Here is a 13686-nt window from a genome sequence, read left to right as displayed (position 1 = left end):
ACCGGGCCCGGGCCGCCAAACCAATCAATTCTGCTAAGAATTTCGGGTTTGGCGGGGGTGGCGTTGTGGTGGCGGAATGGGCGTTATCGCGCCGGGGCGTGCCGGTAAGCCGCGCCCGCGTGGGTTGGCGGCAAGGTCGCGGCCCCGCCGAACAGCTTTTCGCGCAGCGTGCCCGCTTCGTAGGCCGTCTTGTATCGGCCGCGCGCCTGCAACTCCGGGATCACCAGGTCGATGAAATCCTCGTAGCTTTCCGGCGTGACGGTGCGTGCGAGGTTGAAGCCGTCGATGTCGGTGTCGTCGATCCAGCCCGTCAGCGCGTCGGCCACCTGCACCGGGTCGCCGACGATCGTCGCGTAGCGCCCGCCCAGCGCCATCTGGCCGAGCAGGTCGCGCACCGTGAAGCCCTGGCGGCCATCCGTCACGCGCTGCACCGACGATTCGATGCCGCGCGGCTTGGGGCTGCCGTTGGCGGCCAGTTCGTCGTCGAGGTCGAGGCTCGCGTAGTCGATGCCGGCGCCGGCCGAGAAATGCGCGAGGCCGGCCTCCGGGCTGGCGTAGCGCGCGTATTCGGCGTATTTCTCGCGCGCTTCGGCCTCGGTGCGGCCGACGATTACCGTCACGCCCATGAAGATCTTCAGGCTGGCCGGATCGCGCCCGGCTTCGGCTGCCTGACGGCGCAGCGCCGCCACCAGCGTGCGCGTGCCGTCGCGGCTGCCGCTCGACACGAACACGCATTCGGCGTGGCGCACCGCGAACTGCTGGCCGCGCCCCGACGAACCGGCCTGGAACAGCACCGGCGTGCGCTGCGGCGACGGCTCGGCCAGGTGGTAGCCATCCACGTCGTAATAGCGGCCCTGATGGCGGATGCGATGCACCTTGGCCGGATCGGCGAACACGCGCGCCTCGCGGTCGCGCCGCACCGCGCCCGGCTCCCAACTGCCTTCCCACAGCTTGTAGGCCACTTCGAGATATTCGTCGGCGCGGTCGTAGCGCTCGTCGTGCTCGATCTGGCCGGCGAGGCCCATCGCGCGCGCGGCGCTGTCCAGGTAGCCGGTCACGATGTTCCAGCCCACGCGGCCCTGCGTCAGGTGATCGAGCGTCGAGAAGCGGCGCGCGAGCAGGTAGGGCGCTTCGTAGGTCAGGTTGACGGTGATGCCGAAGCCGAGGTGCTGCGTGGCGGCGGCCATCGCCGACACCAGCATCATCGGGTCGTTGACCGGCAACTGGATCGATTCGCGCAGCGTCAGGTCGGTGGAGCCGCCATATATGTCGTACACGCCGACGATATCGGCGATGAACAGCCCGTCGAACAGCCCGCGTTCGAGCAGCCTGGCGAGGTCGGTCCAGTAGGACAGCGTGTTGTAGTCGGCGGACCGGTCGCGCGGGTGCGTCCAGAGGCCGTGGTTGATGTGGCCGACGCAATTCATGTTGAACGCGTTGAGGCGGATCGGCTTGCCAGTCATCGTCGGAGCGGGGCGGCGGGGGGCGCCGCGTGCGGGTGGTCGAAACCGGTTAGCGTCGCATGGCCGGGGGTGGGGGGACAACGAAGGAATTGGGGTTTGCTTTGAAGGGAAGGCGCGACGGGAGGGAAAGCGCGGCACGCGGTCCGCCGCAGCCTTATCCGTTTTCCTGCTTAGATCAGGAGAATTGATCGCTTCGCACCAGCGCGGTGCAATGCTACTTTTGCGCCCCATCGGGTCGCCGGATCGCCTGCCCGCATCGACACGATCGGCGCGCACGCAGCGGTCGCGGCCCGGTACGACCACCGCACACGGAACCTCCAATGAAAAAGACTCTGCTCGCCGCCACGCTCGTCAGCCTGACCAGCCTCACCGCCCTGTTCCCGGCGCTCGCGCACGCCGATCGCCTCGACGACATCAAGAAGGCCGGCGTGCTGCGCGTCGCGACCTTCGACAGCAATCCGCCGTTCGGCTATGTCGATCCGACCAGCAACAAGACGGTCGGCCTCGACGTCGACTACGCGAAGGCGCTGGCCGACAAGCTCGGCGTGAAGCTCGAACTGCAATCGACCAACCCGGCCAACCGGATTCCGTTCCTGACCTCGCGCAAGGTCGATCTGGTGCTCGCCAACTTCACGATCACCGACGAGCGCGCCAAGCAGGTGGATTTCAGCATTCCGTATTTCTCGTCGGGCCAGCAGTTCCTGGCGAAGAAGGGCGTGCTGACCTCGAAGGATCAGATCAGCGGCCTGCGCATCGGCGCGGACAAGGGCACCACCAACGAGATCGCGGTGCGCGAGCAGTTCCCGAAGGCAACCGTGGTGGCCTATGACGACACGCCGTTCGCGTTCGCCGCGCTGCGCGCCGGCAACGTGCAGGCGATCACGCAGGACGGCCCGAAGCTGGTCGGCCTGCTGGCCAACGTGCCGGACAAGCAGAAGTACGAAATCCCGGCGTTCACGATCACCAACGACTACATGGGCGTGGGCATTCCGAAGGGCGAGCCGCGCCTGGTGTCGTTCGTCAACGACACGCTGAAGGGGCTGGAGGCGAACGGCCAGGCCACCGCGATCTACAACCGCTGGTTCGGTCCGACCACCAAGACGCCGCTCACGCGCACCTTCAAGATCGGCGACAAGACCTGACGCACCGCGGTTCGAGACGATGATCGACAGCTTCCTGGCGCCGAAATACCTGCTGTGGCTCTGGCAGGGTTTCGGCGTGACGGTCGGCCTGGCGTTGAGCTCGGCCGTCGCGGCCACGCTCGCGGGCGCGGGGCTGGCCTTGGCCGGCCGGGCTCGGCGCGCTTGGGTGCGCCGCGCTGCGGGCCTCTACATCGGCGGCTTCCGCAACACGCCGCTGCTCGTGCAACTGTTCTTCTGGTATTTCGGCGCGGCCACGCTGCTGCCCGATGCGGCGGTCGCGTGGCTCAACGCGCCGCACGCGCTCGGCGTGCTGCGCTGGCCGTCGTTCGAATTCCTGGCCGGCTGGTTCGGCCTGACCTGCTACAGCTCGGCGTTCATCGCCGGTGAATTCTCGGCCGGCATCGCGGGCGTGCGCGAGGGCCAGTGGCAGGCCGCCGCCGCGCTCGGGCTGACGCCGTGGCAAGGGTTTCGCCATATCGTGCTGCCGCAGGCGGTGCGGATCGCGCTGCCGCCGCTGTTCGGGCAATACATGAATCTCGTGAAGAATTCCTCGTTGACGATGGCGATCGGACTGGCCGAGCTGTCGTACGCGTCGCGGCAGGTCGAGACGGAAACGTTCAAGACGTTTGCCGCGTTCGGCGTGGCCACGCTGCTGTATATCGGCGCGATCGCGGTGCTGGAAGCGGCGCTGCATGCCGTTCGCCACCTGCGCGACGCCAGCCCGGGAGCGCCGCGATGATGCCCTGGGAGATGTTCACCGGCAGCCTTCGCTACCTGATGATCGGCGCGTTTCCCGACGGCCCGCTCGGCGGCGCGGCGCTCACGCTGGTGCTGGCGATCGCGTCGGCGCTCGCATCCGGCGTGATCGGCTTCGCGGCCGGCATTGCGCTGGCGATGGCCGGGCGGCCGGTGCGCGCCGTGCTGCTCGTGACGATCGGCTTTTTCCGCGCGATTCCGGTGCTGATGCTGATTTTCTGGACGTATTTCCTGCTGCCGATCCTGTTCCATGTGGACGTGCCGGGGCTGGTGGCCGTGGTGTGCGCGCTGTCGCTGATCGGCGGCGCGTATCTGGCGCATTCGGTGCATGCGGGCATCGTGGCGGTGGGTGCGGCGCAATGGCAGGCGGGGCTGTCGCTCGGCCTGACGCGCTGGCAGACGCTGCGCGAGGTGGTGCTACCGCAGGCGGTGCGGATCATGGCGCCGTCGTTCGTGAACCAGTGGGTGTCGCTGGTCAAGGACACCTCGCTGGCCTATATCGTCGGCGTCAACGAGCTGTCCTTCGTTGCGACGCAGGTCAACAACCGGCTGATGATCTATCCGATTCCGGTGTTCCTGTTCGTCGCGTTCCTCTACCTCGTGCTGTGCACGGCGCTCGATCGCGTGGCGATGGCGGCGCTGGCGCGCCGGCGGCCGGACGCCGCGCCCGATACAGCCAAGGCGCGGGCGGCGGCTGTCTGACGTGCCGGCGGCTCAGGTGCCGGTGTGTTCGAGGATCGCCTTGGCCGCGCTCACCACGGCCTCGACGGTGATGTCGAACTTGCGATACACCTCCTCGAATTTGCCCGACTCGCCGAAGCTGTGCATGCCGACGAAGCGGCCTTCGAGGCCGAGATAACGCTCCCAGCCCAGTTCGACGGCGGCCTCCACGGCCACCCGCGCCGGCGTGTCGTCGAGCACGGCGTGTCGGTATTCGGCGTCCTGCTCCTCGAACAGCAGGCGGCACGGCATCGACACCACGGCGGTCGGCACGCCTTCGGCCTGCAGGATCTCGCGCGCCTTCACGGCCAGATGCACCTCCGAACCGGTCGACAGCAACGTGACGCGGCGCGGGCCGCCCTCGGCCGCGAGCAGCACGTAGGCGCCGCGCGCCGAACGGTTTTCGTTGCCGGCTTCGGTGCGCAGCAGCGGCAGCGGCTGGCGCGACAGCGCGAGCAAGGCCGCGCGGCGCGGCTGGTCGAGGATCAACTCCCAGCATTCGGCCGTTTCGACGGCATCGGCCGGCCGGTACACGCCCAAGTGCGGAATCGCGCGCAGCGCGGCCAGATGCTCGACCGGCTGGTGGGTCGGGCCGTCCTCGCCCAGCCCGATCGAATCGTGCGTCATGACGAAGGTGGTGCGGATCTGCATCATCGCGGCCAGCCGGATCGCCGGGCGGCAGTAATCGGAGAAGCACAGGAACGTGCCGCCGTACGGGATCAGGCCGCCGTGCAGTGCGATGCCGTTCATCGCGGCGGCCATGCCGTGCTCGCGCACGCCGTAGTGCACGTACGAGCCGTCGTAGCGGCCCGGCGCGATTTCGGTCTGGTGCTTGGTCTTGGTGTTGTTCGACGGCGTGAGGTCGGCCGAGCCGCCGAGCAGTTCGGGGATCATGTCGAACAGGCGCTCGAGCACCGCGCCGCTGGCCTTGCGGGTGGCCATCTCTTCACCGTCCTGCACGAACGCGGCGCGCGCGTCGGCGATCGCCTGCCGCCAGCCGTCCGGCAGCTCGCCACGGTTGCGCCGCTCGAAATCCTGCCGCAGCGGCGCCGGCGTGGCCTTGACGCGCGCGGCCCAGCCGAGCCGTGCGTGGCGGCCCTTCGCACCGATCTCGCGCCATTCCTTCAACAGCGGCTCGGGGATCTCGAACGGCGGCGATTTCCAGTCGAGCAGCTTGCGCGCGCCGGCGATTTCCTCGGGGCCGGGCGCGTCGCTGTGCGCCTTCTGCGTGCCGGCGCGGGTCGGAAAGCCGAAGCCGATGATGGTGCGGCAGGCGATCAGCGTCGGCTGGCCGGTGCCCTGGCGCGCGGCCGTGATCGCGTCGCGGATCGCATCGGTGTCGTGGCCGTCGATCTCGATCACGCGCCAGCCCGACGCGCGGAACCGCTCGATCTCGTTGTCGGACACGGCGAGGCTCGTGGGGCCGTCGATCGAGATCGAGTTGTTGTCCCAGAACGCCACCAGGCGGTCGAGCTTCAGATGCCCGGCCAGCGAGATCGCTTCCTGGCTGATGCCTTCCATCAGGCAGCCGTCGCCGAGGAACACGTAGGTGTGGTGATCGACCAGCGCGTCGCCGAACTTCGCGTTGAGGATGCGCTCGGCCAGCGCCATGCCGACCGATTCGGCGATGCCTTGGCCGAGCGGCCCGGTGGTCAGCTCGATGCCGTTCGCATGGCGGTATTCGGGGTGGCCGGCCGTCTTGCTGCCGACCTGGCGGAACTGCTCGATCTGGTCGATCGTCATGTCCTCGTAGCCGGTCAGGTAGAGCAGGCTGTACAGCAGCATCGAGCCATGGCCGTTCGACAGCACGAAGCGGTCGCGGTCGAACCAGTGCGGATCGGCCGCATCGAACTTGAGGAAATCGCGGAACAGCACCGTGGCGATGTCGGCCATGCCCATCGGCGCGCCGGGGTGGCCGCTGTTCGCTTTCTGCACCGCGTCCATCGACAGGAAACGAATGCAGTTCGCCATCTCGCGCAAATGCGGGTCGCGCGGGGCGGGGACGGTCTTGGGCGTGGCGGTGGATGCGGTGGACGAATCGGATGTCATGTCGGGAAGCCCTCTCTCGGTGTCGGTGAATGACCTGCACGTCGGGTAATCGGTCACGCTAGCACGCGGGGCCGGATGAGGCGACGAGCGGCCTGGACGATTCGCCGCCATGGCGTGCTGCGCCCTGCGTGTATGTGGAAACGGCGCAAGCGGCGTGCCTGCGGAGCAGCGAATTGCGGGCCGGAGCGCGGCGTTTCCCGTGGCCTGTCGGGCGAACGAGCCGGCCGTATATCGGGTTGTATCCCGTGTTGAGCCGCCGCCGATCCCGCTAGAATCGGGACGTTCCCCACTCTCGCGGCCCACGCCGCCACCGACCGTGACCACCACCGTCGATCAACTGAAGGCCGGCAAGCTTGCGGGGGCACAGCACCTGAAGCTGTCCGGCGGCCTCACCGAATTCCCGCGCGAGATCTTCGATCTGGCCGATACGCTCGAAGTGCTCGACCTGTCGGGCAACGCGCTGACCCGCCTGCCCGACGACCTGCCGCGCCTCGCCAAGCTGCGCGTGCTGTTCGCCTCGAACAATCCGTTTACCGAATTGCCGCCCGTGCTCGGCCGATGCGCGCAACTGAGCATGGTCGGCTTCAAGGCCAACCGCATCACCGACGTGCCGGGCAGTGCGCTGCCGCCGCGCCTGCGCTGGCTGATCCTGACCGACAACGCGATCGAGGCGCTGCCGCCCGAGCTGGGCGGCTGCCCCGATCTGCAAAAGCTGATGCTGGCCGGCAACCGGTTGAGCGCCTTGCCGAACGAGATGGCCGCCTGCACGCGGCTCGAACTCGTGCGGCTCGCGGCGAACCGGTTCGAGCGGCTGCCCGACTGGCTGCTGCGCATGCCGCGGCTGGCGTGGATCGCCTACGCCGGCAACCCGTTTGCCGCCACGATCGAGGCCACGGCGGAGGCCGACCGCTCGGTGGGCGACATCGCCTGGAGCACGCTGGCGCTCGGGCAGAAGCTGGGCGAGGGCGCGTCGGGCGTGATCTACCGCGCGAACCGGCTGTCGGCCGATCATCATCCGCAGCAGCCGGTGGCCGTGAAGCTGTACAAGGGCGCCGTCACCAGCGACGGCCTGCCCGATCGCGAAATGGCCGCCTGCCTGCATGCCGGCACGCATCCGAACCTGATCGGCGCGCTCGGCCGGCTCACCGGCCATCCGATCGGTGAGCAGGGGCTGGTGATGCCGCTGATCGAACACGATTTCGAGAACCTCGCCGCGCCGCCGAGCTTCGATTCCTGCACGCGCGACGTGTACGCCGAGGACGTGCGCTTCAACCTGAGCACCACGCTGCGGATTGCGCACGGCATCGCGTCGGCCGCCGCGCATCTGCACCGGCGCGGCATCGTGCACGGCGATCTGTACGCGCACAACATCCTGCACGACGGTGCGGGGCACGCGCTGCTCGGCGATTTCGGCGCGGCTTCGCTGTACGGCGACGACGCGGCGCACGGTGCGTTGCTGCAGCGCATCGAGGTGCGTGCGTTCGGCTGCCTGCTGGAAGAACTGCTGGCACGCAGCGAGCCCGGCAGCTCGTCGGCCACGGCCACGCTGACCGCGCTCGCTGCCGCTTGCCTGAGCGTGGGCGTCGAGCGCCGGCCGGCGTTCGACGAGATCGTCGAGCGCTTGAAGGCGCATCTGAATTGATGTCGTTGCCGGTTGCTTGAAACCGGAAGACGGGCGGCGAACGTCCGCTCCCGGCCAGCGCCGGCTGGCCTTCGTCGATATCGCCGCGCCCGGCTTCGACCCGACGCCGCTCGGCGTCGATCAATTAGGCGTTGTGAAATAACGCCCGAAAATTTCAATACTTCAACCTCGCCGAAAGCGAAGCTCAAGAGAACGGGTTCCTGGGCCATGTTCGATGCCGAACAACTCGGCATCGTGAAAGCCAGGGGAAATCTGCAACGCTTCGAATATCAAGGTAGGTGGTTGTATTGCAAATACTCACGGAAACAGGCGCTGCGCGAGGTGATGCAGCGCTGAACCCGCGCGACCGGCTTCGGCTCAGACGCCGACAAGCAGCGCGACCAGCGCCAGCGCGGCCGGCAGCGCCTGCACGAACAGGATGCGGCGGTTCGCCGTGGCCGCGCCGAACACGCCGGCCACGATCACGCAGATCAGGAAGAACAGCTTGAACGCGTAGCCGTCGGCGGCCGAGGCGAGGCCGTAGATCAGGCCTGCCGCCAGGAAGCCGTTGTAGAGGCCCTGGTTGGCGGCCAGCACGCGCGTCTGCTGCGCGAAATCGGCGGTCAGCCCGAACACGCGCCGGCCTTTCGGCGTGGTCCAGAGAAACATCTCGAGCACCACGATATAGACGTGGATCAGGGCAACCAGGCCGATCAGGATAGTGGCGATCATGGATGGGGCGACTCGGTGTCGTGTGTGGTTGCGATTGGCGTCGTCGATGCGACGGATTGGCGGCCCGCGAGCCGGGCGCTGGGAGCGTAACACGAGCGCGGGGCCGGACCGGGTCGGTCGAAGGGCGTCGAGCCTTGGGGGTTTCCCGGGGTTGCGCGGGAATCTTGCGATGCCGGGCTCGACAGGCTCCGCGTGCGGCGCCTGCCGAGCCCGGCCGGTCACGGTGTCGTCAAACGGCCGGCTGGCGGTGCATCTGCGCCGCGGCGAGCGCTTCGGCGTCCTTCGTGAAGCCCGAGACCATCTGCTTCGTCGCCTCCGCCACGGCCGGCGGCGCGGTTTGCAGCGAGCCCGAGTTGAACGGCGGCTCGGGGTCGTATTCGATCAGGAGCTGCGAGCACTCCGCGTAAGTCCGGTCACGCAATTCCGCCACCATCGTCAGGCCGAAATCGAGCCCCGACGTGACGCCCGCGCCCGTGACGCGATTGCGGTCGTGCACCACGCGCGCCTCGGTCGGGATCGCGCCGTATTCGGCCAGTACGTGGCGCACCGACCAGTGCGAGGTTGCCTTGTAGCCGTCCAGCAATCCGGCGGCGCCGAGGATCAGCGAGCCGGTGCAGACGCTGGTCACGTATTTCGCGCGCGCGCCGCGATCGCGCATGAAGGCGAGCGTCTCGGGGTCCCGGACGGCGGCCAGCGTGCCGTCGGTGCCGCCGGGCGCGAACAGCACGGTGAGATTGCGCGGACAGGTGTCGAAGGTCGCGGTCGGCGTGACTGTCACGTCGGAATCGCTCGTCACCGGGTCGAGCGTTTTCGCGACGAGATGGATCTTCGCGCCCGTCAACGAGGCGAACAGGCATTGCGGCCCGATCAGATCGAGCACGGTCATGCCCGGATACATCAGCATGGCGATTTGTTCGTTGCCTTCCCCAGGCATGCCGGGGTTCGTGCCGGGCATCGTTGCGTCGGAGGCGAGGCCGGATGTCTGCGCGGAGGCGGAGCACGCGGCGAGCGGGGCGAACAGGGTCATCAGCAAGGCGTGGCGGCGATTGATATCGGTCATGGCAGTGTCCTTAGATCAGGGCTTTGAGCGTCACGTAGACGGTGCGCGGTTGCACCGGCATCACGACGGGGGAGGAAAGGTATTGATAGGGGGCGTACACATGACGGTTGGCCAGGTTCAGCACCGAAAGGCCGATCGTGTAGTGGCCGAGGCGGTATTCGGCCTGCGCGTCGAACAGCGCGTAGCCGGGCACGGACACGCTGTTGGGCAGCGTGATCTCGCGCGCGCCGAACGCGGTGACGCCGGCGCCGACCGACAGCCCGCTCGCCGGGCCGCTCGGCACGCGGTAGCGGAACGCCACGCGCCCGCTGGTGTTTCGGCACGCGCGCGAGCGTGTTGCCCACCGGGATCGTGTTGTCCTCGGTGACGGTTGCGCGCGTGTAGGCGTAGTTCACGAGCAGCGAGAACGCCGGCACGGGCTCCCACGTCAGATCGGTCTCGATGCCGCGCGCGCGTTCCCGGCCCGTCTGGATGCTGAACAGCGGATGGGTTGGATCGGGCGTGGAGACGTTCTCGCGCGTCTGATCGAAGACGGCCAGCGTGCCCGACAGGCCGAGGCGGTTCAGGGCCAGCTTCAGGCCGGCCTCGACGTTGCGCGAGGTTTCGGGCTTCGGCGCGGACAGCCCGACGAAGCCGAACGCGGCGCGAAACGCCGTGGCATAGGCGGCGTAGGCGGCGACGCCGGGCGCCAGATCGAAGGTCGCGCCGATGCGCGGCGAGACGCGGTGGTAGGTCGCGTTCGTGCCCAGCTCGGCCTCGCGGAAACGCAGCTGCGTGTAGCGCAGCGAGCCGGTCAGGTGGAGCCGGCCGTAGGTGGCCTGGTCCTGCAGGTAGGCGGCGAGCGTTTGATAGCGGTCGGTCATGGTGAGCGAGAGCGGCGCCGGCGTGCCGTACGCGACGTTGTACGCCGGCCGCGCCAGATCGAGCATGCCGATCGGCGCGTCCGTCAGGCCCATGTCCGAGGAGAAATCGGTGTGGTCGTAGCTCACGCCGGCAAGCAGCAGGTGCTGGCCGCCGAGCGCATCGACATCGGCGGCGAGGTTCGCGTCGAGCGTGGCGTTGCGGGTGCGCGTCAGCATGTCGAACCCGAGGATCGGATAGGTGGTCGGCGTGGCCGGGTCGGGCGGATAGCGGCCCGGATCGACGAAGCTGCCGTATTCGGGGATGCGGCTCTGGTAATACCGGCCGCTGACGGTCAGGCGCAGGCGGTCGTTGAACGCGTGCTCGAGCCGGACCGTCGCCAACTGGCTGTCGAAGGAGGTGCGCGGCTGGCCCGTCGTCGCGCCGGGGAACGCGTAACGGTCGAGCTGGCCTGCCAGCGCCTGGGCCGCCGGCAGGCCCGAATACTCGCGCTGGCTGCGGTGGTTGAACTGCCCTTGCACGAGCAGGACCGTCCTGGGCGCGAGCTTGAACGACACGCTCGGCTTGAGCGCCCAACGCTCGCCCTTGACCTGGTCGATCGCGTTGCCGTCATGCGCGTATTCGCCCGCGAGCCGCGCGTCGATCGACGGAGCCAGCGCCCCGGTCATGTCGAAATACGGGTTGAGCGTGCCGTCGCTGCCGGTGCGCATGGCCACGTACCCGCCGCGCTTCGCCTTCGGCCGCTCCGTTTCGATATCGATCAGGCCGCCGAGCGGCGCGCCCAGGCCGCCGCCGTACAAGGTGGATGCCGGCCCCTTCAGCACCTCGATCCGTTCGATGCCGATCAGGCTCGCGGGGCTGCTGGTGGCGTTCATGCCGGTTGTCGGCAGGCCATCGAGGTAAACGTCGGCGGGGAAGCCGCGCACCAGATCGCTGACGATGGTGCTTTCCGCCGGCTCGCTCGGGACCACGCCCGAGACGTTGCGCAGCGCGTCGGCGAGCGTGCGGGCGTCCTGCTCCTCGATCCGCTGGCGCGGAATCACCTGCACGGATTGCGGCACTTCGATCAGCGGCGTGTCGGTGCGCGTCGCCGAGACGGAATCGAGCGCGGTGTCGGACTGCACGAGGCCATCCGGATGGCTCGTGACGCCGACGGCGGGCAGCGCCACCGTGACCGGCGGCTTCGAGTCGGGCGTGGGTTGCCCGACCGTTGTCGCGGCGTCGGGTGGAATCGGTTGAGCTTGCGCCGAGAGCGCGAAGGCGGCCAGTGCGGCGGCCGCGATCCGTTTCAAATTGAGCATGGTGCGATGGGCTGCGAAACCCTGCGAGATCTCGCGCGTCGCGTCGGGACGTGCGCGAACATCGGCCAAGTGAAGCCGATCCGCGCCAGACGATCGAGGCGGAGACGATGGATGCGGCGGACGCGACGGCCCGTCGCGCGGCGATCAAACGCGCGCGAAGCTACGGGACGGTCGAGGTCCGGACAGTGGGCTCAGGAATGCAGCGGGTGGGGCGCGGGCGCCGAGCGGGCCGCGGGCGGGGTCGTTGCCCGGGCGGATGGGCTGGGCCAAGCGCGGCGGGTGGTTGCCGGTGGCGATGCGCAGCCAGTAGGCCGGCATCGGCAGCACCGTGGCCAGGCCGATGCCGAGCGCCGCGCTGAACGGGCAGAGATCGCTGCCATGTGGGTGGGCCGACGGCGGCGGGGAGCCGGTCAGCGCCGCGGCCAGATCGGCGGCAGCAGCCTGCGCGGCGTGATCGACGCTGACGCCGCGTGGGGCCGCATCGTCGAACAGCGCGCCATGACCGCCGCAGATCACGAACCCGGCCGTGCTCGCGCGCGTGCTCGTGGCGAGCATCAGGCCGGGCGGAAGCAGCAGGCGGAACGCGACGATCAGCAGCAGCAACGCGGCCACTGCCGGATTCGTCACGCGCCGCGCGAGCAGATGGCGAAGTCGAATCATGGCCGCGTATTGTAGATAGATCGAAAGCTCGCAGAAAAGAAGTAGTTGGGTTGGCTTTGCGCGAAACGTACTTAGCCTTATGCGTCACATCGACGCATCCATTCGCGGAATCGGGCATGATTCCGCGCAAATCACCCTTCAACGAGGTAGCGATGGAATACGTGAAATTCGGCCGGACCGGCCTGGAAGTCTCGAAACTGGTGCTCGGCTGCATGACCTTCGGCGATGCGACGCGCGGCAATCACGCCTGGACGCTGTCCGAGGACGACAGCCGCCCGATCATTCGCCAGGCGATCGAAGCCGGCATCAACTTCTTCGACACCGCCAACATGTACTCGGACGGCACCTCGGAGGAGATCGTCGGCCGCGCACTGCGCGAATACACAAAGCGCGACGACGTGGTGATCGCCACCAAGGTCTACAACCGCATGCGCCCGGGGCCGAACGGCGCGGGCCTGTCGCGCAAGGCGATCCTCTCCGAGATCGACCACAGCCTGAAGCGGCTCGGCACCGATTACGTCGACCTGTACCAGATCCACCGCTTCGATCCGGGCACGCCGATCGAGGAAACGCTCGAAGCGCTGCACGACGTGGTGAAGGCGGGCAAGGCGCGCTATATCGGCGCGTCGTCGATGGCGGCGTGGCAGTTCGCGAAGGCGCTCTACCTCTCGCGCCAGAACGGCTGGACCGAATTCGTCGGCATGCAGAACCACCTGAACCTGCTGTACCGCGAGGAAGAGCGCGAAATGATGCCGCTGTGCGTGGATCAGGGCGTTGCGGTGATCCCGTGGAGCCCGCTGGCGCGCGGCCGCCTCACGCGCAACTGGGACGAAAGCTCGGCGCGCCAGGACAGCGACAACGTCAGCACCCGCCTGTACGCGGCCACGGCGCATGCCGACCGCGCGGTGATCGAGGCCGTGGCCGAGGTGGCCGCCGCGCGCAACGTGCCGCGCGCGCAGGTCGCGCTGGCCTGGGTCTCGCAGAAGCCGGGCGTGACCGCGCCGATCGTCGGGATTTCGAAGCCGCATCATCTGACGGACGCGCTGGCCGCGCTCGAACTGAAGCTGACCGACGCCGAGATCGCCACGCTCGAAGCGCCGTATGTACCGCACGCGGTGGCCGGCTTCACTGCCTGATTTCACGGCCTGATTTCACGGCCTGAGCGGCACTGTTGTGTCGGCCCCGTGCGTTCGCGCCGGGGCCGCGTTCGCTTGCCGCGGCGGCCCCGATCGGCTCGTGCTTCCGAGCCGCCACCGTGGCGCCCCGCTTATCGCCGTCCGCGATAACGATACTTCCGCGCTTTCATATCCATCCGCGTATC

13 protein-coding genes are annotated in these 13686 nt (G+C 68.4%); 7 read left to right on the top strand and 6 right to left on the bottom strand.

The window, feature by feature from the left end:
* Window positions 1-83: 83 nt before the first annotated feature.
* On the bottom strand, window positions 84-1463 hold the full coding sequence (locus tag AB4851_RS13845) for an LLM class flavin-dependent oxidoreductase (RefSeq protein WP_414447677.1): 1380 nt from the start codon (window positions 1461-1463) through the stop codon (window positions 84-86).
* Between the two features lie 320 nt (window positions 1464-1783).
* On the opposite strand from AB4851_RS13845, the gene AB4851_RS13840 reads away from it, so the two are divergent.
* From AB4851_RS13840 to AB4851_RS13830, 3 genes are read left to right on the top strand one after another with little or no spacing between them, the layout of a single operon-like run.
* Window positions 1784-2605 (top strand): ABC transporter substrate-binding protein, encoded by an 822-nt coding sequence (locus tag AB4851_RS13840; protein WP_414441880.1) that lies wholly within the window; start codon window positions 1784-1786, stop codon window positions 2603-2605.
* A gap of 22 nt (window positions 2606-2627) precedes the next feature.
* Window positions 2628-3344: an amino acid ABC transporter permease gene (locus AB4851_RS13835; protein WP_414449193.1), complete on the top strand. Its 717-nt coding sequence runs from the start codon at window positions 2628-2630 to the stop codon at window positions 3342-3344.
* A complete protein-coding gene (locus tag AB4851_RS13830) occupies window positions 3344-4063 on the top strand; it encodes an amino acid ABC transporter permease (protein ID WP_414449192.1) in 720 nt (239 codons plus the stop codon). Before AB4851_RS13835 ends, AB4851_RS13830 begins: the two co-directional genes overlap by 1 nt.
* A gap of 12 nt (window positions 4064-4075) precedes the next feature.
* Here the strand turns inward: AB4851_RS13830 and tkt are convergent, their stop codons facing one another.
* Window positions 4076-6130, bottom strand: coding sequence for a transketolase (gene tkt, locus AB4851_RS13825; RefSeq protein WP_414447676.1), 2055 nt, complete (start codon window positions 6128-6130; stop codon window positions 4076-4078).
* A gap of 316 nt (window positions 6131-6446) precedes the next feature.
* Here tkt and AB4851_RS13820 point away from each other — a divergent pair, with 316 nt between their 5' ends.
* The 3 genes from AB4851_RS13820 to AB4851_RS13810 all read left to right on the top strand — a co-directional run bounded on the left by AB4851_RS13820 (window position 6447) and on the right by AB4851_RS13810 (window position 8108).
* The gene (locus tag AB4851_RS13820; protein WP_414447675.1) at window positions 6447-7772 is read left to right on the top strand and encodes a leucine-rich repeat-containing protein kinase family protein; all 1326 of its coding nucleotides are present in this window, start codon (window positions 6447-6449) and stop codon (window positions 7770-7772) included.
* 16 nt (window positions 7773-7788) lie between these two features.
* Window positions 7789-7914 (top strand): hypothetical protein, encoded by a 126-nt coding sequence (locus tag AB4851_RS13815; RefSeq protein WP_414447674.1) that lies wholly within the window; start codon window positions 7789-7791, stop codon window positions 7912-7914.
* Between the two features lie 65 nt (window positions 7915-7979).
* Complete coding sequence (locus AB4851_RS13810) at window positions 7980-8108, top strand: hypothetical protein (protein WP_414447673.1); 129 nt, start codon at window positions 7980-7982, stop codon at window positions 8106-8108.
* A gap of 21 nt (window positions 8109-8129) precedes the next feature.
* Here AB4851_RS13810 and AB4851_RS13805 read toward each other — a convergent pair whose 3' ends face one another.
* The 4 genes from AB4851_RS13805 to AB4851_RS13790 form a co-directional block, all read right to left on the bottom strand.
* A complete protein-coding gene (locus AB4851_RS13805) occupies window positions 8130-8483 on the bottom strand; it encodes a DUF1304 domain-containing protein (RefSeq protein ID WP_414447672.1) in 354 nt (117 codons plus the stop codon).
* A 229-nt stretch (window positions 8484-8712) separates the two neighbouring features.
* Window positions 8713-9543 (bottom strand): DJ-1/PfpI family protein, encoded by an 831-nt coding sequence (locus tag AB4851_RS13800; protein ID WP_414447671.1) that lies wholly within the window; start codon window positions 9541-9543, stop codon window positions 8713-8715.
* Window positions 9540-11774: a TonB-dependent siderophore receptor gene (locus AB4851_RS13795; RefSeq protein WP_414447670.1), complete on the bottom strand. Its 2235-nt coding sequence runs from the start codon at window positions 11772-11774 to the stop codon at window positions 9540-9542. Before AB4851_RS13795 ends, AB4851_RS13800 begins: the two co-directional genes overlap by 4 nt.
* 75 nt (window positions 11775-11849) lie before the next feature.
* Entirely contained in the window at window positions 11850-12365 is a 516-nt protein-coding gene (locus AB4851_RS13790) for a hypothetical protein (RefSeq protein WP_414447669.1), read from the bottom strand.
* A gap of 152 nt (window positions 12366-12517) precedes the next feature.
* Here AB4851_RS13790 and AB4851_RS13785 point away from each other — a divergent pair, with 152 nt between their 5' ends.
* A complete protein-coding gene (locus tag AB4851_RS13785) occupies window positions 12518-13501 on the top strand; it encodes an aldo/keto reductase (protein ID WP_414447668.1) in 984 nt (327 codons plus the stop codon).
* Window positions 13502-13686 lie beyond the last annotated feature (185 nt).

It is taken from the genome of Burkholderia sp. 22PA0099, from assembly GCF_047497165.1.
GTDB lineage: Bacteria > Pseudomonadota > Gammaproteobacteria > Burkholderiales > Burkholderiaceae > Burkholderia.
Note: the sequence above shows the minus strand (reverse complement) of the source record. Positions and strands in the feature narration are given on the sequence as shown.

Excerpts from the sequence above, each read along its gene's own strand:
- AB4851_RS13810 (WP_414447673.1), top strand. The coding sequence starts at position 7,980 with ATGTTCGATGCCGAACAACTCGGCATCGTGAAAGCCAGGGGAAATCTG.
- AB4851_RS13800 (WP_414447671.1), bottom strand. The coding sequence starts at position 9,543 with ATGACCGATATCAATCGCCGCCACGCCTTGCTGATGACCCTGTTCGCC.
- tkt (WP_414447676.1), bottom strand. The coding sequence starts at position 6,130 with ATGACATCCGATTCGTCCACCGCATCCACCGCCACGCCCAAGACCGTC.
- AB4851_RS13785 (WP_414447668.1), top strand. The coding sequence starts at position 12,518 with ATGGAATACGTGAAATTCGGCCGGACCGGCCTGGAAGTCTCGAAACTG.
- AB4851_RS13805 (WP_414447672.1), bottom strand. The coding sequence starts at position 8,483 with ATGATCGCCACTATCCTGATCGGCCTGGTTGCCCTGATCCACGTCTAT.
- AB4851_RS13790 (WP_414447669.1), bottom strand. The coding sequence starts at position 12,365 with ATGATTCGACTTCGCCATCTGCTCGCGCGGCGCGTGACGAATCCGGCA.
- AB4851_RS13830 (WP_414449192.1), top strand. The coding sequence starts at position 3,344 with ATGCCCTGGGAGATGTTCACCGGCAGCCTTCGCTACCTGATGATCGGC.
- AB4851_RS13840 (WP_414441880.1), top strand. The coding sequence starts at position 1,784 with ATGAAAAAGACTCTGCTCGCCGCCACGCTCGTCAGCCTGACCAGCCTC.
- AB4851_RS13845 (WP_414447677.1), bottom strand. The coding sequence starts at position 1,463 with ATGACTGGCAAGCCGATCCGCCTCAACGCGTTCAACATGAATTGCGTC.